Below are 22,696 nucleotides of genomic sequence, written 5' to 3' on the forward strand. Positions count from 1 at the left end.
TCGCGTCCACGCCGCGAAGCGTGTCGTCTTGCACAGGAAAAATAACGTCATATATTTTGTAAAATATAGGGAAAGGGTATAAAGAGACATTCCTTAAAGTGATTCCAGTCTTTATCCTCGGCAGGAAATCATACGGACCGACCGGTCCGGTTGCGTCGGCAAACCCGGCCGCCGGGCCTGGATGCGCATCGGGTCATCCTGCCGACACCGGGCGGACGCCATTCGCTGCAGCCAACATGAAAGCAAAAGACGGTTCGACATGCTGACGAAAAAGGGGAAATACGGTCTCAAGGCTGCTGTCCACCTGGCTACGCTTCCGCCGGGCACCTCCGCCCTCGTGGCGGATATCGCGGAAAGCAACAGCATCCCCAAGAAGTTCCTCGACGCCATTCTGGGCGAGCTGCGCAACGCCGGTTTTCTGCACAGCAAGAAGGGCAAGGGCGGCGGCTACATGCTGGCGCGCCCGCCGGAAACCATCATCGTCGGCGACATCATCCGCGTGCTCGACGGCCCGCTTGCGCCCCTTCCCTGCGCCAGCAAGACGGCCTACCGCCCCTGCGAGGACTGTCCGGACGAACAGATGTGCGCCGTGCGGCTGATGATGCTGGAAGTACGCGAATCGATCGCCCGCGTGCTGGACAACCGCAACCTCGCCGAAATGCGGGACATGCCGAAGGACGAGATGGAATCCTTCGTCTATCATATCTGATCGATCAGAATTCGCTCAAAATAAGGAACCGGGAATCTGTCCTGTTTCAACGTAAACAGGACAGATTCTAAAGCCGCCGCAGCGCCACTTCCTCTATGCGGTGGCTGTCGCCCTTGCGCAGGATGAGGCTGGCGCGCTGGCGCGTGGGCAGGATGTTATCCCGCAGGTTGATGAGGTTGGTGCCGCTCCACAGTTCCTCCGCCGTCTGCCGCGCCTCCTCCTCCGGCACGTCGGCATGGCGGCGGAAGTAGGACTGCGGGTTGCGGAAAGCCGTCTTGCGCAGCCGCATGAACCGGTTCACATACCACTGATGCAGCAGTTCCTCGTTGGCGTCGACATAGATCGAGAAGTCGAAGAAGTCGGAAACGAATGGCACTGCCCGCCCGTCGCGAGGCGGGCGCGCGGTCTGCAGCACGTTGAGGCCCTCGACGATGAGGATGTCCGGCCGGTCGACGGCGATTTCCTCACCCGGCACCACATCGTACGTCAGGTGCGAGTAGACGGGCGCGCGCACGTTGCGGGCGCCGGCCTTGATCGCGGACAGGAAGCGCAGCAGCGCCTGCATGTCGTAGCTTTCCGGAAAACCCTTGCGCTTCATGATGCCGAGGCGGTTCAGCTCCGCGTTCGGAAACAGGAAGCCGTCCGTCGTCACGAGCTGGACCTTGGGCGTGTTCGGCCAGCGCGCGAGCAACGCCTCCAGCACGCGCGCGGTGGTGGACTTGCCAGCCGCCACCGATCCCGCGATGCCGATGATGTAGGGAACCTTGCCGTCCTCCACGGCCAGGAAGCGCTCCGTCGCGCGGAAAAGCCCCTGCATGGCCGCGACATAGAGCGACAGCAGGCGCGAGAGCGGCAGGTAGATTTCCGCCACCTCCGACAGGGACAACTGGTCGTTCAGCGATTGCAGACGCACGAGTTCGTCGACGGTCAGCGTCATCGGCGTATCGGCACGCAGGCTCGCCCACTCGGCGCGGGTGAACACACGATACGGCGAGAGTTCGCCGTTCAGCGGCACGATGCCGCCGTCCGTCGCCGCGCCGGCGTCCACCGGAGCGGGTTGCGGCCGATCGAACGATTCCACCTGGTCGGGCAGCGCCCCACGGCCGGTTTCGCGCATGTTCATTCGTTTCGCTCCCCGAGGCTGGGGGTCAAACCCTACGCCCCACGTGACGCTTTTTCCGCAAGGCCCGATTGTGCTGTCCGTCTTTCAAGCTCGTTCAGCACATCCTGCAATGCAATATCACGCGCGTGCAGCACAACCAGCAGGTGATAAAGCACATCCGCACTCTCGGAGACAAGGCCGTTGCGATCGTTCTCGACGGCGGCGATCACCGCCTCGACCGCTTCCTCGCCCAGCTTCTTGGCCGAGCGCCCCACACCCGCCGCGACGAGCTTCGCGGTATAGGAAACATCCGGGCTTTCCTTGGCGCGCCGGGCTATGATGGCCTCAAGATCGCTCAGGCTGAAGGGCTTGTCTTGCCGGTCCGTCATCGTTCAGTTCCCGTTTCCCGCGATACCCGCTGCCAGGTGGTCGCGCCGCACCGCGAGCCCTGCCTGCGCCAGCGCATCCTTCGCCTGCGCGACCGTGAACTCGCCGAAGTGAAAGATGGAGGCGGCGAGCACCGCCGTCGCGTGGCCGTCGCGGATGCCCGCCACCAGGTGGTCGAGCGCGCCGACGCCGCCCGACGCGATCACCGGCACGGGCACGGCGTCCGCGATGGCGCGCGTGAGCGCGATGTCGTAGCCAGACTTCGTCCCGTCTCGGTCCATGGAGGTGACGAGCAGCTCGCCCGCCCCGAGTTCCACGACCTCCTCCGCGAAAGCGATGGCGTCGATGCCGGTCGCCTTGCGGCCGCCATGGGTGAAGATTTCCCAGGCCGGCGCCTCACCCTCCGCCGACACGCGCTTGGCGTCGATGGCGACGACGACGCATTGGCTGCCGAATTTCTCCGCCGCCTCGCGCACGAAGCGGCGATTGTTGACGGCCGCCGTGTTGATCGACACCTTGTCCGCGCCCGCGAGCAGCAGCGCCCGGATGTCCTCGACCTTGCGCACGCCTCCACCCACCGTGAGCGGGATGAAGCAGGCCTCGGCCGTACGCCGCACCACGTCGAGCAGCGTGCCGCGGTCCTCGTGGCTTGCCGTGATGTCGAGGAAGCAGAGTTCGTCTGCCCCCGCCGCGTCATAGGCCCGCGCCGCCTCGACGGGGTCCCCCGCATCGCGCAGCTCCGTGAACTGCACGCCCTTGACCACGCGCCCGTCCTTCACGTCGAGACAGGGGATGATACGGTTCTTCAGCGTCATGCCGCCCTCTTCAGAAGCGCGATCGCCTCGCGCGGATCGAGCCGCCCGTCATAGAGCGCGCGGCCGGTGATCGCCCCTTCGAGAATGGTGCAGTCGGGCTCCAGCAGCCGCTCGATGTCCCTGATGGAACCGAGCCCGCCGGAGGCGATGACGGGAATGCTCACCGCCCGCGCCAGTGCCAGCGTGCTGTCGATGTTGAGGCCCTGCACCAGGCCATCGCGCGCGATGTCCGTGTAGATGATGGCTGCGACGCCCGCGTCCTCGAAGCGTTGGCCGAGTTCCTGCGCCGTCAGCTCCGACGTTTCCGCCCAGCCCTCGACCGCGACCTTGCCGTCCCACGCATCGATGCCGACCGCGACGCGGCCGGGGAAGCGGCGCGCGGCCTCACGCACGAAACCGGGATCGCGCACCGCCGCCGTGCCGATGATGACGCGCGTGACGCCCTTCGCGAGCCAGCCCTCGACAGTGGCGAGGTTGCGGATGCCACCGCCGAGCTGTACGGGAATGGACAGCCGCGACAGGATGCCCTCCACCGCGGTCGCGTTGACCGGCTTGCCGGCGAAGGCACCGTCGAGATCGACGACATGCAGCCAGGAAAAGCCCTGTTCCACAAAGATTTCCGCCTGCTCGGCCGGGTCGTCGTTGAAAACCGTGGCGCGGCTCATGTCGCCCTGCACGAGGCGCACGCAGCGGCCATCCTTCAGGTCGATTGCGGGAAACAGGATCACGGGCGCCACCTCAGGAAATTGGCGATGAGAGCGAGGCCGAGCGCCTGGCTCTTCTCGGGATGGAACTGCACGCCGGCAACGTTGCCGTGCGCTGCCGCCGCGGTCAGCGGGCCGGCATAGTCGGTCGTCGCGACGAGATCGGCGTCGTTCTCGGGATGCAGCGCATAGGAATGCACGAAATAGGCGTGCAGGCCGTCGGGCCCCGTCGGAATACCGGCAAAGAGCGCGTGGTCGTGGACGATATCCAGCGTGTTCCAGCCCATATGCGGGATCTTCAGCGTCTCGTCGGCGGGCTCGATCAGCGTCACGTCGCCGGGAATCCAGCCGAAGCCTGGCGTTGTCACATATTCGAGACCGCGCGTGGCCAGCAGCTGCATGCCGACGCAGATGCCGAGGAACGGCCGGCCCCGGCCCGCCACCGCCTCCGTCAGCGCCTCGACCATGCCGGTTGCGGCATCGAGGCCCCGGCGGCAGTCGGCAAAGGCGCCCACCCCCGGCAGCACGATGCGCTCCGCCGCGCGGACCACGGCGGGATCGCCGGAGACGACGGCCGTCTCCGCCAGCCCCGCCTCACGCGCGGCACGTTCGAAAGCCTTGTGGACGGAATGCAGATTGCCAGACCCGTAATCGACAATAACGGTACTCAACGCGGTTCCTCCGCTGCGGGAAACAGCCCGATCACCTCGCCTTCGCGCGGTTCCCGCCCCGACGACGCATAGATATGGGCAGGCGGGCGCGGCTGCAATTGCGGGCCGGGCGGTTTCGCGGCCGGTGCGCCGGCGGCGTGCGATTCGCCGGCCTCCCGCTCGCCGAGCCAGATAGCGAAAGCCCGCCGCTCCGCCTCCTGCGCGCTGTCCGCCACGACAACGCCGCGCAGCGCGAGGCCGCGCCGCTCCAGCGTCAACCGGCGCAGATTGTTGGCCTCGAAAGCGAACAGCAGCACGAACAGAAGGCCCGCGATGCCCACCGCCGCCTCCGGCACGCCCGCCCATTCCAGCCCGAAGGAAAGCGCGAAGCTCAGCGCCAGAAAGCCGGCCGCGACGAGCCACAGCCGGTTCCACAGGCACCAGAGCAGCTGGAAGATCAGCGCGGCCCAGGAAAAGCCGTCCCGCACCACCTCCGCGCGCTCCAGCGCCAGCCGGTCGCCCGGCGACGCCCCCGCCGGCACATGAAACGTGTAGACAGCCATGACGCGCCCCCGTTACAGCGACCCTTTCGTCGAGGGAACGCGCTCGCCCTCGCGCGGGTCGACAGCCACCGCGTTGCGCAACGCCCGCGCCAGCCCCTTGAAGCTGCTTTCCGCGATGTGATGCGCATTCTCACCATACAGCGTTTCGACATGCAGCGTCAGCCCGGCGTTGATGGCGAAAGCCTGAAACCACTCGCGCACCAGCTCCGTGTCGAAATTGCCGATCTTTTCACGCCTGAACTCGGTGCGGAACACGAGAAACGGCCGGCCGGAGATGTCGAGGGCGACGCGCGTCAGCGTCTCGTCCATCGGGAGATGCACATCCGCGTAGCGCGTGATGCCCCGCTTGTCACCGAGCGCTTTGCGGAACGCCTCGCCGAGCGCGATGCCGGTATCTTCCACCGTGTGGTGCTGGTCGATGTGCAGGTCGCCCGTCACCTTTACCTTGAGATCGAAGAGGGCGTGGCGCGCCAGCAGATCCAGCATATGATCGAAAAAGCCCACGCCGGTGGTAATTTCCGCCCGTCCGGTGCCGTCCAGGTCGAGGCTGATGAAAACATCGGTTTCCTTGGTGCGGCGTTCCACGGTGGCGGCGCGCATGAAGCGGGGTCTCCTGTTCGGACGGGCATTCCTTGCCGCGCTTGTAGCAAGAGAAATCTCCCCGCGCCAGAGCGGCTTGCATGCACAGGTGTCCATTTACATTTTGCTTTGTAAAGAATCGGCATTACATGGACGCGAACAGAGAGGCATATCGTTCATGAATTCACTGAGTGACGGACAGTTTCACGCCACCACAATCCTCATGGTCCGGAAGGGCGGCCGTGTCGTCGTCGGTGGCGACGGGCAGGTCAGCCTCGGGCAGACCATCATGAAGGGCAATGCGCGCAAGGTGCGCCGGCTCGCCAATGGCAGCGTCATCTGCGGCTTCGCGGGAGCCACCGCCGACGCCTTCACGCTGTTCGAGCGGCTGGAGGCGAAGCTTGAGCAATATCCCGGCCAGTTGATGCGCGCCTGCGTCGAACTTGCCAAGGACTGGCGCACCGACCGCTATCTGCGCCGGCTCGAAGCCATGCTGCTGGTGGCGGACAGGCACGTCGGCCTGCTGATTTCCGGCACCGGTGACGTGCTGGAGCCGGAGGTGCGCGATAACGCCGCCATCATGGCCATCGGCTCGGGCGGCAATTACGCCCTGTCGGCGGCGCGCGCGCTGGCCGATTCGGCGCTCGACGCCGAGGAGATGGTGCGCCGCTCGATGGCGATCGCGGCCGAGATATGCGTTTACACTAACACCAGCCTCATCATCGAGGCACTGGATGAGGCAGAAAACTTATGAGCGCGTTTTCCCCCCGCGAGATCGTGTCCGAACTCGACCGCCACATCGTCGGTCAGCGCGAAGCCAAGCGCGCGGTCGCGATCGCCCTGCGCAACCGCTGGCGACGCCAGCAGCTCACCGGCCATCTGCGCGACGAAGTACTGCCCAAGAACATCCTGATGATCGGCCCCACCGGCTGCGGCAAGACGGAAATCTCCCGCCGGCTGGCGAGGCTCGCGGGCGCGCCTTTCCTCAAGGTAGAGGCCACCAAGTTCACGGAGGTCGGCTATGTCGGCCGCGACGTCGAACAGATCGTGCGCGACCTCGCGGAGGTCGCCATCGGCCTGGTGCGCGAGGCCAAACGCAAGGATGTACAGGCCAAGGCCCAGATGACGGCGGAGGAGCGCGTGCTCGACGCCCTCGTCGGCACCAACGCCAGCCAGACCACGCGCGACGCCTTCCGCCGCAAGCTCAGGGCCGGGGAACTGGACGACAAGGAGATCGAGATCGAGGTGCAGACGCAGCCCGCCGGCCTGCCGATGTTCGACCTGCCCGGCATGCCCGGCGGATCCGTGGGCGCGATATCGCTCGGCGACATCTTCGGCAAGCTCGGCGGCGGGCGCACGCGCAACCGCCGGCTCAACGTACGCGACGCCTACGAGCCGCTCGTGACGGAAGAGAGCGACAAGCTGCTCGACAACGACAGCATCGTGCAGGAGGCCATCCGCGAGACGGAGGAAAGCGGCATCGTCTTCCTCGACGAGATCGACAAGATCTGCGCCCGCGAGGGGCGTTCCGGCGCCGATGTCTCGCGCGAGGGCGTGCAGCGCGACCTGTTGCCGCTGATCGAGGGCACGACCGTCTCCACCAAGTACGGCCCGGTCAAGACGGATCACATTCTGTTCATCGCCTCGGGCGCATTCCACGTCGCCAAGCCGTCCGACCTGCTGCCGGAACTGCAGGGCCGCCTGCCGATCCGCGTGGAACTCTCTCCGCTCAACGAGGACGACTTCCGCCGCATCCTCACCGAGACGGAGGCGAGCCTCATCAAGCAGTCCGTCGCGATGCTGGCGACAGAGGGCGTCACGCTCGTGTTCACGGAGGACGCCATCAACGCCATCGCCCGCGTCGCGGTGGAGGTGAACTCGTCCGTCGAGAACATCGGCGCCCGCCGCCTTCAGACCGTGATCGAGCGGGTGCTGGACGACATCTCCTTCACCGCCCCGGACCGCTCCGGCGAGACGGTGACCATCGACGGCGATTTCGTGCGCAACGGCGTCGGCGACCTGGCGAAGAATACCGACCTCAGCCGGTTCATTCTCTGAGGTCACACGGCCAGGGACGTTCCGCGATGCCCTGGAATCTGTCCTGTCTACGTTGAAACAGGACAGATTCCAGGTTCCTTATCTTGAGCCCGCGCGGTGTTTGAGCGTTGAAAAAGCGAATCTTTTTCTGCCGCCGGCACATGCTGGAGTGTTTCTGTCTTCAACAGAAACACTCTATAGCATTTCGACATTTCATTGAAACGTCGAAATGCTATAAGTTTTTGATATTACAAGCCTTCTTCACGCAAACCGGTATCCACTTTGCTTGAAAACGCTTTAGGCGAAGGGCGCGCGGGCGACCACGCGAAAGCGTTCGCTGCCGGTCTGCCGGTAGAGCGCCAGCGCTTCCACCGGCACGCGCGCCTGCCCGACATGCTCGCCGTAGAGCGCGGAGAGGCCGTTCAGCGCCTTTTCCACCTGCGCTTCCGGCACACGGCCCGTCAGCGTCATGTGGAAGCGGAAATCCTCGAACACATGCGGGTAGCCATAGGCCTTCAGGTAGCCGAGCTGGCGCTCGCTCAGCGCGTCCGGACAGCGCTTGGCGAACTCCTTGTCGGTCAGCGGCGCGCGGAACGGCTCCAGCGCCTCCACGGTGTCCCGCTCCAGCGCCTCCAGCGCGGGCGTGGGCTGCGATTCGGTGAGGGCGATGAACGCCCCCCCTTGCCGGTCCCCGATCGCCGTCACCTGCAGCGGGGGCAGGACGAAGCGCTGCCGGCCGGCGGAAAACGCCGCGAGCGCCGCGGCGAGCGATTCTTCCGTCTGCCCTTCCGCCAGACGGAAAGGCGCCTTGATGGTGGCGTGGAAGGCATAGGCCCGCGGATCTGCGGTCAGCAGGCGCCACGAGGGGGCGTCGAAGCCCTCCGGCACGAGCTGGGGCACTTCCTCGCCGGTCGCACCGTCGTAGCCCAGAACGGCGGAACCGAAACGCCACAAGGCGTCCGCCGGCTCCGGCGCGAAATAGACGGCGTATCGGGAAACGGGCTGCGCGCACATATCGACCTCATCCCTTTCGGTTATCGGCAATGCCGCGATCGTCAATCGGCCGTTCCGGCGCACACCGGTTGCGTGCGGCAGGCGGTTCGAAACGGAACGCATAGAAGCCACAGACGACATCCTTGCGTCAACCGGGGTATCCGGGCTATCTGATCGGATGCATCGTTTGTCCGGGAAGGATATCCCCTTGGCCGAATCCGCCGTTTCCCCGTCTGGCCAGAGCAATGGGCCGATCAACAACCGTCCGAACAGCAAACTCGGCCTCAGGAGCCTGGTCACCGTCGTGAGCACGATCATCCTCGTCGCGACGGAGTTTATCGCCCTCGGCGTTGCAGCGGGCTGGGCTGTCGCGGGCCTGCTCGAACTCGGCAACGCTTTCGAATACGTCCTCATGACGGCCTTCGGCCTCATCGGCTTGTGGGCGACCGTGCGCTTCGCCCGCGGCGCGTGGCGGCTGGAGGCCGAGCACCAGCACACCTGAAAATCCCCCGCCTGCGCGCGAAACGCGCGGCGCAATGCCTTCATTGCGCCTGAATGTTTTCTATCCTCGGCGCCTCCCGCCGCATTTCCGCGAGCATTCCCCGGACGTTACCGCCCATCAGGAAATCGCCCTCACGATGATCAGCCGCCGCGCCCTTCTTTCCGCCGCCCTCGCGACCGCCGCCCTCTCCCGCACGGGTTTCGCCCCGCCCGCGCTGGCGCAATCGGGCCTCAGGCTCGGCCAGCCCGCTGCCTTCTCCTTCGACGCGCTGATCGAGCGGGCACGCAGCCTCGCCGCGCAGTCCTACGCGCCGCCGCCCGCACAGGACAGCGCCATCCTCGACGCGCTCGACTACGCGGCGCATGGCCAGATCCGCTTCAATACCGACGCGGCGCTGTTCGCCGATCCCGACCGCTTTCCCCACAGCCGGTTCCCGATCACCTTCTTCCATCTCGGCACCTTCTTCCGCCTGCCGGTGCATATGTTCGTCGTCGACGGGGGCGAGGCGCGGGAGGTGCTCTACGACCCCGCGTATTTCGACATGCCGGCCGACAGCCCGGCGCGCAAGCTGCCGCCGGATGCGGGCTTCGCCGGCTTCCGCTTTCAGGAGAGCCGGCTCGGCGACCAGAACAAATTGGACTGGCGCAAGAACGATTGGGTCGCCTTCCTCGGCGCATCCTACTTCCGTGCCATCGGCGAATCCTTCCAGTACGGCCTTTCGGCGCGCGGCGTGGCGCTCGATGTCGCCGTGCCCGGCCGGGCGGAGGAGTTCCCCGCCTTCACGCAGTTCTATTTCGATACGCCAGAAGCCGATTCTACCGCTGTCACTGTCCATGCCCTGCTCGAAGGGCCGAGCATCGCCGGAGCGTTCCGCTTCGAGATGAATCGGGAGGCCGCAGGGCCACAGGCAGGCGTGCTGATGAACATCGACAAGGCCCTGTTCCTGCGCCGGGATGTTGCACGCCTTGGCATCGCGCCGCTCACGTCCATGTACTGGTATTCGGAAACGGCCAAGAAGACCGCTGTCGACTGGCGGCCTGAAATCCACGACTCCGACGGCCTTGCGCTGTGGACGGGGGCTGGCGAGCGCATCTGGCGGCCGCTCAACAATCCCGCCGTCACCACCGCGTCCGCCTTCGCGGACGAAGCGCCGCGCGGCTTCGGCCTGTTGCAACGCGACCGCCTGTTCGACCATTATCAGGACGGTGTGCATTACGAGCGCCGCCCCAGCGCCTGGGTGGAGCCGCTCGACAACGCGGAACAGGGTGCCTCGAAACAGGGCTCCTGGGGCCGGGGCGCGGTGCAACTCATCGAAATCCCGACCGACGACGAAATTCACGACAACGTCGTCGCCTTCTGGGTGCCGGAGGCGCCTGCGCGGGCGGGCGACAGCTATCGTTTCCGCTACCGGCTGCACTGGCGCGACAGCGATCCCTATCCCTCGCCGCTCGCCCATGTCGTCGCCACGCGGCTCGGCAACGGCGGGCAGCCCGGCCTGCCGCGCCCCAGGGGCGTGCGCAAGTTCATGGTGGAGTTTCTCGGCGGACCGCTGGCGGAACTGCCTTTCGGCGTCAAGCCGGAGGCGGTGCTCTGGGCCTCGCGCGGCGCCTTCTCCTACGTGTTCACGGAGGCGGTGCCCGACGACGTGCCCGGCCACTGGCGCGCGCAGTTCGACCTCACGGTGGAAGGCACGGAACCGGTGGAGATGCGCCTCTTCCTGCGCGCCGGCGACAGGACGCTGTCGGAGACGTGGGCGTTCCAGTACCATCCGTTCTGACGGACGGTTTCTTTTTTGCGGCTTTCATTTTTTCCGGTTTGAACAATATAACATTCTCGGCAAAAATGATTGAACGCGCCGGGGCGCGTTTGCGGAGCTTTCCATGAGCGACAAGATTTCCAGCGACAAGATTCCCGTCACCGTGCTCACGGGCTATCTGGGCGCCGGCAAGACCACCTTGCTGAACCGTATCCTCTCCGAAGAGCATGGACGCAAATATGCCGTCATCGTCAACGAGTTCGGCGAGATCGGCATCGATAACGACCTCGTCGTCGGCGCTGACGAGGAAGTGTTCGAGATGAACAACGGCTGCATCTGCTGCACCGTTCGCGGCGACCTCATCCGCATCATCGAGGGCCTGGTGAAGCGGCGCGGCAAGTTCGACGCCATCATCGTGGAGACGACGGGCCTCGCCGACCCCGCGCCCGTCGCGCAAACTTTCTTCGTCGACCAGGACGTGGCGGCGCGCACGAAGCTCGACGCCGTCGTGACAGTCGCCGACGCCAAGTGGCTGAGCGAACGCCTCAAGGACGCGCCCGAGGCCAAGAACCAGATCGCCTTCGCCGACGTCATCCTGCTCAACAAGACGGATCTCGTGACGCCGGAGGAACTGGAGGAGGTGGTCGGCCGCATCCGCGCCATCAATCCCTACGCGCGCCTGCACAAGACGCAGCGCGCCGCCGTGCCGCTGGCCGAGGTTCTGGAGCGCAACGCCTTCGACCTCGACCGCATTCTGACGCTCGAACCCGCCTTCCTCGAAGAAGACGATCACGACGGGCACGACCACCATCATCACGACCATGAGCATGGCGAGAACTGCGGTTGCGGCCACGATCACCATCATGACCATGACCACCATCATGAGCATGAGCACGCGCACGGCCACCATCACCACGGCGGCCTGAAGCACTATCACGACGAGCACATGCAGTCGGTATCCATCGTCATTCCGGGCGACGTGAACCCCGACAGGTTCCTGCCGTGGGTCAACGATCTCGTGCAGCGCGACGGGCCGAACATCCTGCGCTCGAAGGGCATCCTCTCCTTCCGCGGCGAGCCGCGCCGCTTCGTGTTCCAGGGCGTGCACATGATCATCGAGGGCGATCTACAGCGCGAATGGAAGCCGGACGAGAAACGCGATTCACGCATCGTGTTCATCGGCCGCGATCTCGACGAAAAAGCCATCCGCGAGGGCTTCCTCGCCTGCGCGGCGTGATCCGATGACGAGCGCGGTCTCATTGCTCGACAAGGTCGCCGGCTTCGAGGCCGGCGCTCACGTCACCGGCGTCCGCTGGCTCGACGGGACGGCCGCCTTCGCGCTCGGCGACGGCGGGGTGTTGCTCGACCGCGCCGGCGAGCGCCGGCGCGTGGAGGCGCATCCCGACGCCGGCGCCCTCGTCGTCGCGCAGGCGGGCAAGCGCCTGCTCACCGGTGGGGACGACGGCCGCATCGTGGCCACCGCCGCCGACGGCACGGTGGAGACGCTGGTCGACGAGAAGGGCCGCTGGATCACGGCGCTCACCGCCCGCGACGACGGCGCCTTTGCCTGGGCCACGGGCAAGCGGGTCAGCGCGCGGGATGCAAAGGGCCGCGAAGCCGCGACAGAGGTGCCGGCCACCGCGCAGGGGCTGGCCTTCGCGCCGAAGGGCTTCCGCCTCGCCATCGCACATTACAACGGCGTGACCTTGTGGTTTCCCGCCGTCGAAAACGGCACCGAACAGCTGATGTGGAAGGGCTCCCACCTCGATATCGCCGTCTCGCCGGACGGACATTACGTCGTCACTTCCATGCAGGAAAACACGCTGCACGGCTGGCGGCTGGCGGACGGCAAGGACATGCGGATGGCGGGCTATCCGGCCAAGACGCGCTCGCTGAGCTGGTCGCATGACGGCGAGTGGCTCGCGACCTCCGGCGCGGAGGCGGCCATCGTCTGGCCCTTCGCCAAGGGCGGCCCCATGGGCAAGGCCCCCCGCGAATGCGGCGTGCGCCCCGCCGTCGTCACGCAGGTCGCCTTCCACCCCACCGCGCTCGTGCTGGCGGCGGGCTATGCGGATGGCGCGGCGATGGTCATAAGGCTGACCGACGCGGCGGAACTGATGGTGCGCACGGCGGACGAGGCGCCTGTGACCGCCCTCGCATGGGACCGCAAGGGCACAAGGCTCGCCTTCGGCACCGAAGACGGCGAGGCGGGCATCCTCACCCTGCCGTAGAATCTGTCCTGTTTACGTTGAAACAGGACAGATTCCGGATTCCTTACTTTGAGCGAATTCTGATCGGAACGCGCTTCAGGACTTCGGAGGCACCGGCGTTTCCGGCACCGGCGTGAGCGGCCCCTTGCCGGCGAACCACGATTGCAGGTTGTCCACAACCAGTTGCCCCATGGCGTCGCGCGTATGGACGGAGGCGGAGCCGACATGGGGCAGAAGCACCGCGCGGTCGAGATCGATCAGCGCCTGCGGCACGCGCGGTTCGTCGGCGAAGACATCGAGCCCTGCGGACAGGATCGCGCCCTGCTCCAGCGCCGCGATCAGCGCCACCTCGTCGACGACGCTGCCCCGGCCGATGTTGACCAGCACGCCGTCGCTGCCCAGCGCCGCCAGCACCTCCGCGTCGACGGCATGGCGCGTGCCCTCGCCGCCCGGCGTGGCGACGATGAGCACATCCGCCTCCCCCGCGAGCCCCTTCAGGCTGTCGACGTAGCGGAAGGGTACGTCCGTGCGCGGCTGGCGGTTGTGGTAAAGGATGGTCACGCCGAAGGCGGCAAGACGCTCGGCGATGGCGAGGCCGATACGGCCGAGCCCGAAGATGCCGACGGTGCGCCCGCGCAGCGTCGCGGTGAACGGAAACGGCTTCTCCAGCCATTTTCCGGCGCGCAGGTAACGGTCCGCCTGCGGAATCTGCCGGATAGTGGCGAGCAGCAGGCCGACGGCGAGGTCCGCGACCTCGTCCGTCAGCACGTCCGGCGTGTTGGTGACGACGACGCGCCGCCGCGCGGCGGCGCGCGCATCGATGTTGTCGTAGCCGACACCGAAACCGGCGACGATCTCAAGGTTGGGCAGAGCCCCGACGAACGCCGCGTCGACCGGCAGGCCATTGGCCACCGCGACGCCGCGCACGATCGGCGCGTGCTCCGCCAGCCATTCCTCCCGGTTCGCGATGTCGCGCAGCCGGTGAACCGTGAACGCGCGGTCGAGCGCCGCCTCGGCGGAGGGCACGAGGCGCCCGACCAGTACAATATCGATATCCGTCATGGGGGTCCCTATTCGACGATGTCGTCGACATCTTCCCCGTCAGTTTCGATGTCCTCGTCGGCATCGTCAAGAGCCTGCAGCCCGGCGAGATTGCGGGCCGCCTTGCGCAGCAGCTTGCGCAGGCGCTTGCGTTCCTTGTTGTCGAAGTCGTCGAGCAGTTCGTTCTCGACTTCTGTCCACAGCTTATCGATGGCGATGGCCCGGATTGCCCCTTCCTCCGTCAGCCGCACGATGACGATGCGGGCGTCGCCCGGCTCCGCGATGCGTTCGACGAGCCCCTGCGCCGCGAGGCGGGCGATGGTCTTCGAGGCCGTCGGCGGCTTGACGCGCAGGATATGCGCCAGCTCCCCCATGGTCATGGTATCGACGGTGGACAGGGCCTGCAAAACCTGCTCCTGTCCCGGGAACAGGCCGAGCGCCGCCAGCCTCTCGCCGATGCGCGTGCGGTGCAGCCGCGCGGCATGGACGAGTGCCCATCCGACGCTCTTGGCGACCGGGTGTTTCATCGTCCCTTCCTCCTCGTGTCAGGGCAAGCCCCTGCTATGGAACATCTTTGACCCGGAAGCGGATCAGGATTGTCGAGGCGCCGGCATTGTCGAGCGATTCGCGATGCCCCGGCGGCACGTCCAATGCGGCCGGACGAACACAATGCACCTGTCACCTGCCAGTGCTACCGTGAGATAGGTTGCCGTCGAAATAATGCATGCCTTCTTATGACGCAGCAATGACAAATTGCGTGACACAAGATACGGATCACGAAATATCAGGGACTTTTCCAATGCTTCCTTCGAGCCAATGGACATATCTGACCACCGGCGATTTCGAGCGCGAGGCGATCGGCGAGGCGATCGCCGTTCTGCCGGTGGCCGCCGTCGAGCAGCACGGGCCGCACCTGCCGCTGGGCACGGACGTCTTCATCATGGAAGGCTATCTGGCCCACGTCACCGCCGTGCTCGATGCCGACACCCCGGCCCTTGTCCTGCCGGTGCAGCCCGTTGGCCTGTCGAACGAGCATCTCGCCTTCAAGGGCACGCTGACACTGCAGCCGGAGACCGCCATCCGCGTGTGGACGGAAATCGGCGAAAGCCTGCACCGGTCCGGCTGCCGCAAGCTGGTGATCGTCAGCTCTCACGGCGGCAACTCGCCGGTCATGGATATCGTCGCGCGCGACCTGCGCGTACGCTTCGGCATGGTCACAGCGACAGTTTCCTGGCAAAGATTCGGCTATCCGGAGGGCCTTTTCGATCCGGAGGAAATCCGCCACGGCATCCACGGCGGCGATATCGAGACATCGCTGATGCTCGCCTTCCGTCCCGATCTCGTCCGCATGGACAAGGCGGCCGACTTCCCTTCACGAAACATTGAACTGGCTAAGCGGTATCGGCACCTCAACGCCGCGCGGCCTGCCGGCCTCGGCTGGATGGCGGACGATCTCAATCCGACGGGTGCCATCGGAAACGCGGCGCTCGCCACGCGCGAGAAGGGCGAGGCGGCGGCGGCGCACGGCGCGCGCGCCTTCGTCGAGCTGCTGCGCGAGGTGCGCTCCTTCGAATGGCGTGAGACGCCCTGATCGCCGGCGGATCAGCGCGCCGTCCAGGGGTGGATCCACGTCTCGGTCAGCGCCCGCCCGCCTGCCCGCAGGAAGGCGCGGATATCCACCGTCTCGCCAGGCGGAACGGCGACGTCGATACCCGCGCGGAAGCCGTTGATCTTGGCATTACTGGACAGGAAGGTGCGCACGACCTGCCCCTTCGAGACGGAGGCATCGATGGTGACGCTGGCGGGGTCGAGCGCGTAATAGGCCAGATCGTTGCCGGCAAAGTCGACCAGGAAGCGGCGCGTGCCGGGCAACACGGCCTCGGTGGAGCCCGCCGCCTTGGGCTTGCCCTGATAGGTGTTGACGGCGCGCCCGCCCGGATGCAGCCCCTCCGCGTCCGCCACGGCGCGGATGCGGTAGCGGTAGACGAGGGTCTGCCCCGGCTGGGGCTTGGCGTCCGGCACCCAGAAGGCCACGATGTTGTCGTTCGTCTCGTCGTTGGTGGGGATTTCGAGCAGCTCGACATGCCCCGGCCCCCAGTCGCCCACCGGCTCCACCCAGTAGCCGGGCCGCAGCTCGTAATGCAGATCGATGTCCTGATAGTGCTCGAAATTCCGGTCGCGCTGAAGCAGGCCGAAGCCGCGGATGTTCTTGTCGATGAAGGAGGAGCGCGCCTGTTCGGGCGGGTTGCGCAGGGGGCGCCAGATCCATTCGCCCGAGCCGGCATGCACCAGCAGCCCGTCCGAATCGTGCAGTTCCGGCCGGAACTCGTCGAGGAAGCGCCGGTCGTTCTCGCCGACGAAATACATCGATGTCAGCGGCGCCACGCCCAGCCACTCGATCGGCTGGCGCACGAACAGCGTCGCCGTCACGTCGACCACCGTTTCCTCGCCCGGGTAGACGAAGAACTGGAACGCCCCTGTCACGGATGCGCTGTCGAGCAGGCCGAGCACGGTGACGCGCTCCGCGCCCGGGCCGGGATTATCGATCCAGAAGGCGCGGAAGAACGGAAACTCCTCCTGCGCGCCCGCGTTGACCGCAAGTCCGCGTGCCGAGAGGCCGTATTGCTGGCCGCGCCCGAGAAAGCGGAAGTAGCTCGCCCCCAGAAACGAGATCAACTCGTCGAGCACATGCGGATTATTGAGTGGATAATGCAGTCTGAAGCCGGCAAAGCCGAGGTTGACGGGCAGTTCGTTGTCGAGCTTCACGCCGCCCATGTCGAATAGCTGCGGCGAATAGGGTACCGGCGTCGGCACGCCGTCGCGGATGATGCTGACCGTCACCGGGCGCCGGAAGAGGAAGCCAAGGTGGAACATCTGCAGCCGGAACGGCCCGCCCCCGGAGCCGAGCAGCGCCTTGTCAGGCCGGAAACGGATGTTGCGGTAAGCGTCGAAATCGAGGTTGGCGACGCCCTCCGGCAGCGGCGGCACATGGTCGTCGAAGGCGACGGCCGCCAGCTCGCGGGCGCGTTGCACCACATCCTCATAGCCGAAACGCGCCACCTGCGGCGTCTCCTCCCCGGCGGCATCGGCCGGCGGCGTCTGTGCGAAGCCCATGCCCGCCGGCTGCACGAGTGCCGCGGAAGCCGCAAGCGTGGCCGCGAGGCTTTTAAGCACACCGCGCCGGGAAAGCGGCGACTGGCCTGAGGACCGAAACATGGAGGGGCGAGACATGAGGCGTCCTTCTCGGTGTTCGCTGGCAAACTATGCGCGTCGGTGGCGTCTGGCACACGATAATGGCGACATAGCGGAGCCTTACCGGCTTTCACGAAAAATGGTTAACGCTTCGTGTGCCCACTCATGCGTCAATCGCATGCCTGAAATGCAGCACGTCGATGCTTTCCCGTGCATAACAGCCGCAACATTGCTTGAGAATCATCAAGAATGGCCCTATATGTCGGCTTGCCCAATTTCGCACGTGCCTGTGGTCGCGTGCCGGTTGGCGGGTCGCCGGACAAGAGGCCGGTTTTCTCGCCCGTGGCGTGGGGAGTTTGCGTTCCCACGTTCATCGACCGACCGGCAGCCGGAGGCGAAAACCGGCCCACCCTGCTCTCCCGCAGGGGACGGGACTTAAAGCAACGACGGAACGGGCTTTTTTGGTCTCTGCCAGCTTTCCACAGGCTGGTGGCGGTTCACCGAAGAGGCTTGTCCATCATTGCCAGGCGTGCGGTCGGGTTTTTCCCTTCCAATCCAAGGCAGCCAGTCGGGTTGTTGCTGATGCGCAACCCGGGCGTGTTCGGTCTGTATCGTTTTGTGTCTCCACAGCACAACGACGTGAGCGGCCGTCTGCGCATTTGCCGGGCTCCAGATATCGCTGGTGCCCCTGTCGACCTTGAGAGCACGTGTTAGGGAAATACAATGACCGACCGCATTCGCGAATTTCTCCGCAACCGACGTGAAGACGGCCCGTGCCTCGTGGTCGATCTCGACGTGGTGCGCGACAACTACCTTGCCTTCGCCCACGCCCTGCCGGATACGCGCGTCTTCTACGCCGTCAAGGCGAACCCCGCTCCGGAGGTGCTGAAGCTGCTCGCCTCGCTCGGCTCGTGCTTCGACACCGCGTCGGTGGCCGAGATCGAGATGGCGCTCGCCGCCGGCGCGACGCCCGACCGCATCTCCTTCGGCAACACCATCAAGAAGGAGCGCGATGTCGCGCGTGCCTTCGAGCTTGGCATCCGCCTCTACGCCGTCGACTGCGAGGCCGAGGTCGAGAAGGTGGCGCGCGTCGCCCCCGGCTCGCGCGTGTTCTGCCGCATCCTGTGCGACGGCGCCGGCGCGGAATGGCCGCTGTCGCGCAAGTTCGGCTGCGATCCGTCGCTGGCCGTGGGCGTGCTTGAGCATGCGCACCGGCTTGGCCTTGAGGCTTACGGCGTCTCCTTCCACGTGGGTTCGCAGCAGCGCAACCCGCGCGCGTGGGACCAGGCGCTCGCCTCCGCCGCCGGCATCTTCCGCGACTGCGCGGAACGCGGCATCGGCCTGTCGATGGTCAACCTCGGCGGTGGTTTCCCGGCGAAATACCTCAACGACATTCCGGCGGTCGAGGCGTACGGCTCGTCGATCTTCGACTCGCTGCGCGCGCATTTCGGCAACGCGATCCCCGAGACGATCATCGAGCCGGGCCGCGGCATGGTCGGCAACGCCGGCGTGATCGAGGCGGAAGTGGTGCTGGTGTCGCGCAAGAGCGCGGACGACGTGGTGCGCTGGGTTTACCTCGACATCGGCAAGTTCGGCGGCCTCGCCGAGACCATGGATGAGGCGATCCGCTACCCGATCCGCACGGAGCGGGATGGCGATACCCTGGAGGATTGCATCCTCGCCGGGCCGACCTGCGACTCCGCCGACGTGCTCTATGAGAAGACGCCCTATCCGCTGCCGGTCAGCCTCGCCATCGGCGACAAGGTGCTGATCGAGGGCGCGGGCGCCTACACCACCACCTATGCGGCGGTGGCGTTCAACGGCTTCCCGCCGCTGAAGGCCTATCACATCTGATCGCGCCTTCCGGAGGGAGGGCGCAACACGTTCGCCGGTCGCACCTGACCGGCGAATTTTCTCAACAATCATATCGTTTTTCCGGCTGCCCGGCTTTCGGCCCGGGCGGGGAGGAACTTGCCATGTTCGCCATTCGTGAGGAAATACCCGCCGATGTCGCCGGGCGCGAAGCCCTGCTTGACGTCTGCTTCGGCGCGAACCGCTTTGCCAAGACCAGCGAGCGGCTGCGCGAGGGCCGCCTGCCGGCCGAAGGACTGTCGCTCTCCGCCCTGACCGACGGCTGCCTGATCGGCACCGTGCGGCTGTGGCACATCTCGGCCGGCCTGGACCGCCCGGCCCTTCTGCTCGGCCCACTCGCTGTCGATCCCACCTGCCAGGCCGGCGGCGTCGGCAGCGCGTTGATGCGCGAGGCCATCGACAGCGCCGCCCGCCTCGGCCACGACGCCATCCTGCTGGTGGGCGATGCGCCCTACTATGCCCGCTTCGGCTTCAGCGCCGGGAAGACGGCCGCCCTGTGGATGCCCGGGCCGTTCGAGCGCCACCGTTTCCTGGCGCTGGAACTCGCGCCGGATGCGCTGAAGGGCGCCCGCGGTGTCATCCGCGCCACCGGCGCGCAGGCGCCCGTCCCGGCCATCGCCATTCCGCGGGCTGCGTAAACCGCCGCCTCACCGCCCGCCGAGCGCCCGGTACACCTTGGTGCCGGCGCGCCCGGTCTGCTGCATGCCGAGCTGGCGCTCAACGTCCATGATGGCGTCGCGCGTCACCGGGCCGATCTTGCCGTCCGCATCGCCGATGGCGTAGCCCTTCGCCAGCAACAGCTTTTGCAGGTGGAGGCGCTGCGCGCGGGTGAGGCCGGGGTCGTCCGTGGGCCACGGCGTGCGCAGCGGCGGATAGCCGGCGAGGCGATCCGCCAGATGCGAGATGGCGAGCGCGTAGGACTCCGCCTGATTATACGAATAAATCGCATCGAAGTTGCGGAACACGAGGAAGCCCGGCCCCCGGCCGCCGGCCGGCAGCAGGAGACCTGCCTCCCCGCCGCCGGTCAGCGGACGTCCATCGGCGCGGGTGACGCCCCGCCGCGACCAGTCGGCGATGGCGGCCCGGTTGCGCCGTCCCGTCGGCCCGCTGTAGCCGGCCGGCACCTTCACCTCGATCATCCACGGCTCGCCCGTGCGCCAGCCCGCCCGCTTGAGATAGTTGGCGGTGGACCCCAGCGCATCCGGCACGGAGCTGACGAGATCGCGCCGCCCGTCGCCATCGAAGTCCACGGCGAGACGCTGGTAGGTGCTGGGAATGAACTGCGTCTGGCCGAAGGCGCCGGCCCATGAGCCGTAGAGCTTGTTCAGCTCCAGATCGCCGCGGTCGACGAGCTTGAGCGCCGCGATGAGTTCGCCGCGCCAGAAATCCCGGCGCCGCCCGCCCTCGCACACCAGCGTCGCAAGCGCATGCGGCAGAAAACTGTCGCCGGCCTCACGGCCGAAATCCGTCTCCACGCCCCACACGGCGGCGATCACGTGCCTGTCGACGCCGAACTGCCGCTCGGCGGCCCGCAGCACGCTGTCGTAGCGGCGCATCATCGCCTGGCCATCGGCGACCCGCTGGTCATCGACGAGAAAGCCGAGATAGTCCCAGATCGGCGTCTTGAATTCCGGCTGCACTTTGGAAAGGCGCAGCACCTTCTCGTCCGGCGCACTGATGTCGAGCGCTCGCGACACCACCGCCCGGCTGATGCCCGCTTTCGCCGCCGCGTCCCTCAGGTTGGTGACGCAGGCGGAAAAATTGGCGGACGCCGGCGAGGCCGTGACCGCCATAACCGCCATCGCGCCCGCCAGCGCCATGACCGCGCCTGCCGGCGAGCGGCGCCCTTCGAACCTGTCCCGCATGCGTGCCTCCATCACGAATCCTTTTCCATGCTGCGCGTCGTTAAAGTGTGGCGCGGATCATCGGAGAAATTCGATAACGTTTCGTCTACCATATGCGCATGCGCCGGGCCGCGGGCCTGTGGGCGTGTGTCAACAGGAGGAAAGTCCGATGTCCAAAAAGCTGCTGTTCCTCGTCGGGGACTATGTCGAGGACTACGAAGTTCAGGTGCCGTTTCAGGCGCTTGCCGCCGTCGGCTATGAAGTGCATGCGGTGACGCCCGGCAAGAAGCCCGGCGAGAGCGTGAAAACCGCCATTCACGATTTCGAGGGCGCGCAGACCTACAGCGAGAAGCCCGGCCACAACTTCACGCTGAACGCCGATTTCGCGAAGGTTAATGCAGACGACTACGCCGGCCTCGTCATCCCCGGCGGCCGGGCGCCGGAATACCTGCGGCTCGATCCCGCCGTCATCGCGCTGGTGAAGGCCTTCTCCGGCAAGCCCGTCGCGGCCGTCTGCCACGGCGCGCAGATCCTGACGGCGGCCGACGTCATCCGCGGCAAGCGCGTCTCCGCCTATCCTGCCTGCCGTCCCGAAGTGGAACAGGCCGGAGCGACCTATGCCGAGATCGCCGTAACGGAGGCGGTCACCGACGGCCTGCTGGTCACCGCCCCGGCGTGGCCCGCCCATCCGGCGTGGATCGCCCAGTTTCTCGCCGTGCTCGGGGCGAAAATAGAGCTGTGACGCGGCCTCAGCCGCGCGGATAACGGAACGGGAGACGATGTCTCCCGTTTCATCTTTGTCAACAGATGGTAAGCGGCGACGGCTCACTTTTCTGCCCTGCGTTAACCAAGTGGTAACCATACTGCCGCCAAATGTTAACAGCGCAGAAACCTGAAGAAGTTCCGTGACAGACACAGCCATTTCCTCTCCCAGCGCCGCTTCCGGCAGCCCGGCCCCGAAGTCGCAGCGCCCCACCATCCGCTTCCGCGGACGCTCGTTTCTGGCGCTGATGCTGTCGCCAGAGGCGCCGCTCGACATCTGGCTGGAAGAACTCTCCAGCCTGATCGACCGCTCGCCCGGCTTCTTCGGTGCGCGTGCCGTCATCCTCGACGTCTCGAATCTCGACCTCGACAGGGAAGGGCTCGCCGATCTCCTCGCGCGCCTCAACGAACGCCGCATCCAGGTGATGGGCATCGAGGGCGCGAAGGAATCATGGCTCGGGCCGGGCTTTCCGCCGCTGGTGCGCGGCGGAAAGCAGGTGAACGAGGTCGACATCCCCGCACCCCGGGAAGAGGCGCCTGCGGCGGCGAAGCCGAGGGCGGAAAGCGCGCCGCCCGCCCCCGCGCCAGAGCCCGCGAACACGGCGCACAACGCCGCTCCCATCGCCATCGCGGAAGAGGCGATCCGCCCCTCCCTGCTGGTGGATCGCCCGGTGCGCTCCGGGCAGTCGATCGTTTATCCGCAGGGCGATGTCACCATCATCGGTTCGATCGCCTCGGGGGCGGAGGTGATCGCCGGCGGCTCGATCCACGTTTACGGCGCCCTGCGCGGGCGGGCGCTCGCGGGCTGTGCCGGACATGCTTCCGCGCGCATCTTCTGCGGCAAGCTCGAGGCCGAGCTGGTCGCCATCGATGGCCTCTACAAGACGGCGGAGGTTCTCGATTCGCAATTTCACGGACAGGCCGTTCAACTGTGGCTGGAGGGCGACGCGATCAAGATCGCGCCCCTGAACTGAGAGG

24 protein-coding genes are annotated in these 22,696 nt (G+C 66.4%); 12 read left to right on the forward strand and 12 right to left on the reverse strand.

All coding sequences use genetic code 11. The annotated features are described in order from the left end of the window. Positions 1-259 precede the first annotated feature (259 nt). Complete coding sequence (locus ACFFJ7_RS20595; RefSeq protein WP_166951621.1) at positions 260-709, forward strand: RrF2 family transcriptional regulator; 450 nt, start codon at positions 260-262, stop codon at positions 707-709. 67 nt (positions 710-776) lie between these two features. On the opposite strand, the gene coaA is transcribed toward ACFFJ7_RS20595, so the two are convergent. Genes coaA through hisB form a run of 7 tightly spaced genes read right to left on the reverse strand, consistent with a single transcriptional unit; the run spans position 777 to position 5,530 of the window. After that, a complete protein-coding gene (gene coaA, locus ACFFJ7_RS20600) occupies positions 777-1,826 on the reverse strand; it encodes a type I pantothenate kinase (RefSeq protein ID WP_166952523.1) in 1,050 nt (349 codons plus the stop codon). A gap of 38 nt (positions 1,827-1,864) precedes the next feature. Beyond that, positions 1,865-2,200 (reverse strand): phosphoribosyl-ATP diphosphatase, encoded by a 336-nt coding sequence (locus ACFFJ7_RS20605; RefSeq protein ID WP_377594925.1) that lies wholly within the window; start codon positions 2,198-2,200, stop codon positions 1,865-1,867. 3 nt (positions 2,201-2,203) lie between these two features. Next, positions 2,204-3,013, reverse strand: a complete 810-nt coding sequence (gene hisF, locus ACFFJ7_RS20610) for an imidazole glycerol phosphate synthase subunit HisF (RefSeq protein ID WP_166951627.1) — start codon at positions 3,011-3,013, stop codon at positions 2,204-2,206. After that, positions 3,010-3,750, reverse strand: coding sequence for a 1-(5-phosphoribosyl)-5-[(5-phosphoribosylamino)methylideneamino]imidazole-4-carboxamide isomerase (gene hisA / locus ACFFJ7_RS20615; protein WP_377594926.1), 741 nt, complete (start codon positions 3,748-3,750; stop codon positions 3,010-3,012). Before hisA ends, hisF begins: the two co-directional genes overlap by 4 nt. Continuing rightward, positions 3,738-4,388, reverse strand: a complete 651-nt coding sequence (gene hisH, locus ACFFJ7_RS20620) for an imidazole glycerol phosphate synthase subunit HisH (protein WP_377594927.1) — start codon at positions 4,386-4,388, stop codon at positions 3,738-3,740. Before hisH ends, hisA begins: the two co-directional genes overlap by 13 nt. Then, positions 4,385-4,930, reverse strand: a complete 546-nt coding sequence (locus tag ACFFJ7_RS20625; RefSeq protein WP_377594928.1) for a DUF2628 domain-containing protein — start codon at positions 4,928-4,930, stop codon at positions 4,385-4,387. Before ACFFJ7_RS20625 ends, hisH begins: the two co-directional genes overlap by 4 nt. 12 nt (positions 4,931-4,942) lie before the next feature. Next, a complete protein-coding gene (gene hisB / locus ACFFJ7_RS20630) occupies positions 4,943-5,530 on the reverse strand; it encodes an imidazoleglycerol-phosphate dehydratase HisB (protein WP_166951647.1) in 588 nt (195 codons plus the stop codon). Positions 5,531-5,687: 157 nt separating this feature from the next. Here hisB and hslV point away from each other — a divergent pair, with 157 nt between their 5' ends. Together hslV and hslU are read left to right on the forward strand one after the other, a co-directional pair. Then, a complete protein-coding gene (gene hslV / locus ACFFJ7_RS20635; protein ID WP_166951652.1) occupies positions 5,688-6,263 on the forward strand; it encodes an ATP-dependent protease subunit HslV in 576 nt (191 codons plus the stop codon). Beyond that, positions 6,260-7,567 carry an ATP-dependent protease ATPase subunit HslU gene (hslU, locus tag ACFFJ7_RS20640; protein WP_166951671.1) on the forward strand — a complete coding sequence of 436 codons (1,308 nt, stop codon included), beginning with the start codon at positions 6,260-6,262 and terminating at the stop codon, positions 7,565-7,567. The genes hslV and hslU overlap by 4 nt, the downstream gene beginning before the upstream one ends. Before the next feature lie 276 nt (positions 7,568-7,843). Here hslU and ACFFJ7_RS20645 read toward each other — a convergent pair whose 3' ends face one another. Further along, a complete protein-coding gene (locus ACFFJ7_RS20645) occupies positions 7,844-8,560 on the reverse strand; it encodes a DUF1045 domain-containing protein (RefSeq protein WP_377594929.1) in 717 nt (238 codons plus the stop codon). 187 nt (positions 8,561-8,747) lie between these two features. On the opposite strand from ACFFJ7_RS20645, the gene ACFFJ7_RS20650 reads away from it, so the two are divergent. The 4 genes from ACFFJ7_RS20650 (at position 8,748) to ACFFJ7_RS20665 (ending at position 13,028) form a co-directional block, all read left to right on the forward strand. After that, complete coding sequence (locus ACFFJ7_RS20650) at positions 8,748-9,041, forward strand: hypothetical protein (RefSeq protein WP_377594930.1); 294 nt, start codon at positions 8,748-8,750, stop codon at positions 9,039-9,041. A gap of 136 nt (positions 9,042-9,177) precedes the next feature. Further along, the gene (locus ACFFJ7_RS20655) at positions 9,178-10,818 is read left to right on the forward strand and encodes an OpgD/OpgG family glucan biosynthesis protein (RefSeq protein ID WP_377594931.1); all 1,641 of its coding nucleotides are present in this window, start codon (positions 9,178-9,180) and stop codon (positions 10,816-10,818) included. 103 nt (positions 10,819-10,921) lie between these two features. Beyond that, on the forward strand, positions 10,922-12,034 hold the full coding sequence (locus ACFFJ7_RS20660; protein WP_377594932.1) for a CobW family GTP-binding protein: 1,113 nt from the start codon (positions 10,922-10,924) through the stop codon (positions 12,032-12,034). Between the two features lie 4 nt (positions 12,035-12,038). Further along, positions 12,039-13,028 (forward strand): WD40 repeat domain-containing protein, encoded by a 990-nt coding sequence (locus ACFFJ7_RS20665; protein WP_377594934.1) that lies wholly within the window; start codon positions 12,039-12,041, stop codon positions 13,026-13,028. A gap of 75 nt (positions 13,029-13,103) precedes the next feature. Here ACFFJ7_RS20665 and ACFFJ7_RS20670 read toward each other — a convergent pair whose 3' ends face one another. Continuing rightward, complete coding sequence (locus ACFFJ7_RS20670; RefSeq protein WP_377594936.1) at positions 13,104-14,069, reverse strand: 2-hydroxyacid dehydrogenase; 966 nt, start codon at positions 14,067-14,069, stop codon at positions 13,104-13,106. A gap of 8 nt (positions 14,070-14,077) precedes the next feature. Continuing rightward, entirely contained in the window at positions 14,078-14,575 is a 498-nt protein-coding gene (locus ACFFJ7_RS20675) for a MarR family winged helix-turn-helix transcriptional regulator (protein ID WP_166951693.1), read from the reverse strand. Positions 14,576-14,847: 272 nt separating this feature from the next. Between ACFFJ7_RS20675 and ACFFJ7_RS20680 the strand changes: the two genes are divergently transcribed. Further along, complete coding sequence (locus ACFFJ7_RS20680) at positions 14,848-15,639, forward strand: creatininase family protein (protein WP_377594939.1); 792 nt, start codon at positions 14,848-14,850, stop codon at positions 15,637-15,639. Positions 15,640-15,650: 11 nt separating this feature from the next. Here the strand turns inward: ACFFJ7_RS20680 and ACFFJ7_RS20685 are convergent, their stop codons facing one another. Continuing rightward, positions 15,651-17,279, reverse strand: a complete 1,629-nt coding sequence (locus ACFFJ7_RS20685; RefSeq protein WP_377594941.1) for an OpgD/OpgG family glucan biosynthesis protein — start codon at positions 17,277-17,279, stop codon at positions 15,651-15,653. A gap of 684 nt (positions 17,280-17,963) precedes the next feature. On the opposite strand from ACFFJ7_RS20685, the gene ACFFJ7_RS20690 reads away from it, so the two are divergent. Then, positions 17,964-19,094 (forward strand): type III PLP-dependent enzyme, encoded by a 1,131-nt coding sequence (locus ACFFJ7_RS20690; RefSeq protein ID WP_377594943.1) that lies wholly within the window; start codon positions 17,964-17,966, stop codon positions 19,092-19,094. A 122-nt stretch (positions 19,095-19,216) separates the two neighbouring features. Next, positions 19,217-19,750, forward strand: coding sequence for a GNAT family N-acetyltransferase (locus ACFFJ7_RS20695; protein ID WP_377594945.1), 534 nt, complete (start codon positions 19,217-19,219; stop codon positions 19,748-19,750). Positions 19,751-19,759: 9 nt separating this feature from the next. Here the strand turns inward: ACFFJ7_RS20695 and ACFFJ7_RS20700 are convergent, their stop codons facing one another. Further along, positions 19,760-20,977 (reverse strand): lytic murein transglycosylase, encoded by a 1,218-nt coding sequence (locus ACFFJ7_RS20700; protein ID WP_377594948.1) that lies wholly within the window; start codon positions 20,975-20,977, stop codon positions 19,760-19,762. Between the two features lie 148 nt (positions 20,978-21,125). Here ACFFJ7_RS20700 and ACFFJ7_RS20705 point away from each other — a divergent pair, with 148 nt between their 5' ends. Beyond that, on the forward strand, positions 21,126-21,698 hold the full coding sequence (locus ACFFJ7_RS20705; protein ID WP_377594949.1) for a DJ-1/PfpI family protein: 573 nt from the start codon (positions 21,126-21,128) through the stop codon (positions 21,696-21,698). Between the two features lie 235 nt (positions 21,699-21,933). Beyond that, a complete protein-coding gene (gene minC, locus ACFFJ7_RS20710) occupies positions 21,934-22,692 on the forward strand; it encodes a septum site-determining protein MinC (RefSeq protein WP_377594959.1) in 759 nt (252 codons plus the stop codon). The last annotated feature ends 4 nt before the right edge of the window (positions 22,693-22,696 follow it).

Source organism: Pseudochelatococcus lubricantis (genome assembly GCF_042432495.1).
In the GTDB taxonomy this organism is placed as follows: Bacteria; Pseudomonadota; Alphaproteobacteria; order Rhizobiales; family Beijerinckiaceae; genus Pseudochelatococcus; species Pseudochelatococcus lubricantis.

What these genes read in the sequence shown, in the direction of transcription:
- hslU (WP_166951671.1), top strand. Translation starts at nt 6,260, where the DNA reads ATGAGCGCGTTTTCCCCCCGCGAGATCGTGTCCGAACTCGACCGCCAC.
- hisB (WP_166951647.1), bottom strand. Translation starts at nt 5,530, where the DNA reads ATGCGCGCCGCCACCGTGGAACGCCGCACCAAGGAAACCGATGTTTTC.
- ACFFJ7_RS20705 (WP_377594949.1), top strand. Translation starts at nt 21,126, where the DNA reads ATGTCCAAAAAGCTGCTGTTCCTCGTCGGGGACTATGTCGAGGACTAC.
- coaA (WP_166952523.1), bottom strand. Translation starts at nt 1,826, where the DNA reads ATGCGCGAAACCGGCCGTGGGGCGCTGCCCGACCAGGTGGAATCGTTC.
- ACFFJ7_RS20645 (WP_377594929.1), bottom strand. Translation starts at nt 8,560, where the DNA reads ATGTGCGCGCAGCCCGTTTCCCGATACGCCGTCTATTTCGCGCCGGAG.
- ACFFJ7_RS20655 (WP_377594931.1), top strand. Translation starts at nt 9,178, where the DNA reads ATGATCAGCCGCCGCGCCCTTCTTTCCGCCGCCCTCGCGACCGCCGCC.
- ACFFJ7_RS20675 (WP_166951693.1), bottom strand. Translation starts at nt 14,575, where the DNA reads ATGAAACACCCGGTCGCCAAGAGCGTCGGATGGGCACTCGTCCATGCC.
- hisF (WP_166951627.1), bottom strand. Translation starts at nt 3,013, where the DNA reads ATGACGCTGAAGAACCGTATCATCCCCTGTCTCGACGTGAAGGACGGG.
- ACFFJ7_RS20595 (WP_166951621.1), top strand. Translation starts at nt 260, where the DNA reads ATGCTGACGAAAAAGGGGAAATACGGTCTCAAGGCTGCTGTCCACCTG.
- ACFFJ7_RS20625 (WP_377594928.1), bottom strand. Translation starts at nt 4,930, where the DNA reads ATGGCTGTCTACACGTTTCATGTGCCGGCGGGGGCGTCGCCGGGCGAC.
- ACFFJ7_RS20605 (WP_377594925.1), bottom strand. Translation starts at nt 2,200, where the DNA reads ATGACGGACCGGCAAGACAAGCCCTTCAGCCTGAGCGATCTTGAGGCC.
- ACFFJ7_RS20665 (WP_377594934.1), top strand. Translation starts at nt 12,039, where the DNA reads ATGACGAGCGCGGTCTCATTGCTCGACAAGGTCGCCGGCTTCGAGGCC.
- ACFFJ7_RS20685 (WP_377594941.1), bottom strand. Translation starts at nt 17,279, where the DNA reads ATGTCTCGCCCCTCCATGTTTCGGTCCTCAGGCCAGTCGCCGCTTTCC.
- ACFFJ7_RS20690 (WP_377594943.1), top strand. Translation starts at nt 17,964, where the DNA reads ATGACCGACCGCATTCGCGAATTTCTCCGCAACCGACGTGAAGACGGC.
- ACFFJ7_RS20700 (WP_377594948.1), bottom strand. Translation starts at nt 20,977, where the DNA reads ATGCGGGACAGGTTCGAAGGGCGCCGCTCGCCGGCAGGCGCGGTCATG.
- hslV (WP_166951652.1), top strand. Translation starts at nt 5,688, where the DNA reads ATGAATTCACTGAGTGACGGACAGTTTCACGCCACCACAATCCTCATG.
- ACFFJ7_RS20660 (WP_377594932.1), top strand. Translation starts at nt 10,922, where the DNA reads ATGAGCGACAAGATTTCCAGCGACAAGATTCCCGTCACCGTGCTCACG.
- ACFFJ7_RS20680 (WP_377594939.1), top strand. Translation starts at nt 14,848, where the DNA reads ATGCTTCCTTCGAGCCAATGGACATATCTGACCACCGGCGATTTCGAG.
- ACFFJ7_RS20695 (WP_377594945.1), top strand. Translation starts at nt 19,217, where the DNA reads ATGTTCGCCATTCGTGAGGAAATACCCGCCGATGTCGCCGGGCGCGAA.
- ACFFJ7_RS20670 (WP_377594936.1), bottom strand. Translation starts at nt 14,069, where the DNA reads ATGACGGATATCGATATTGTACTGGTCGGGCGCCTCGTGCCCTCCGCC.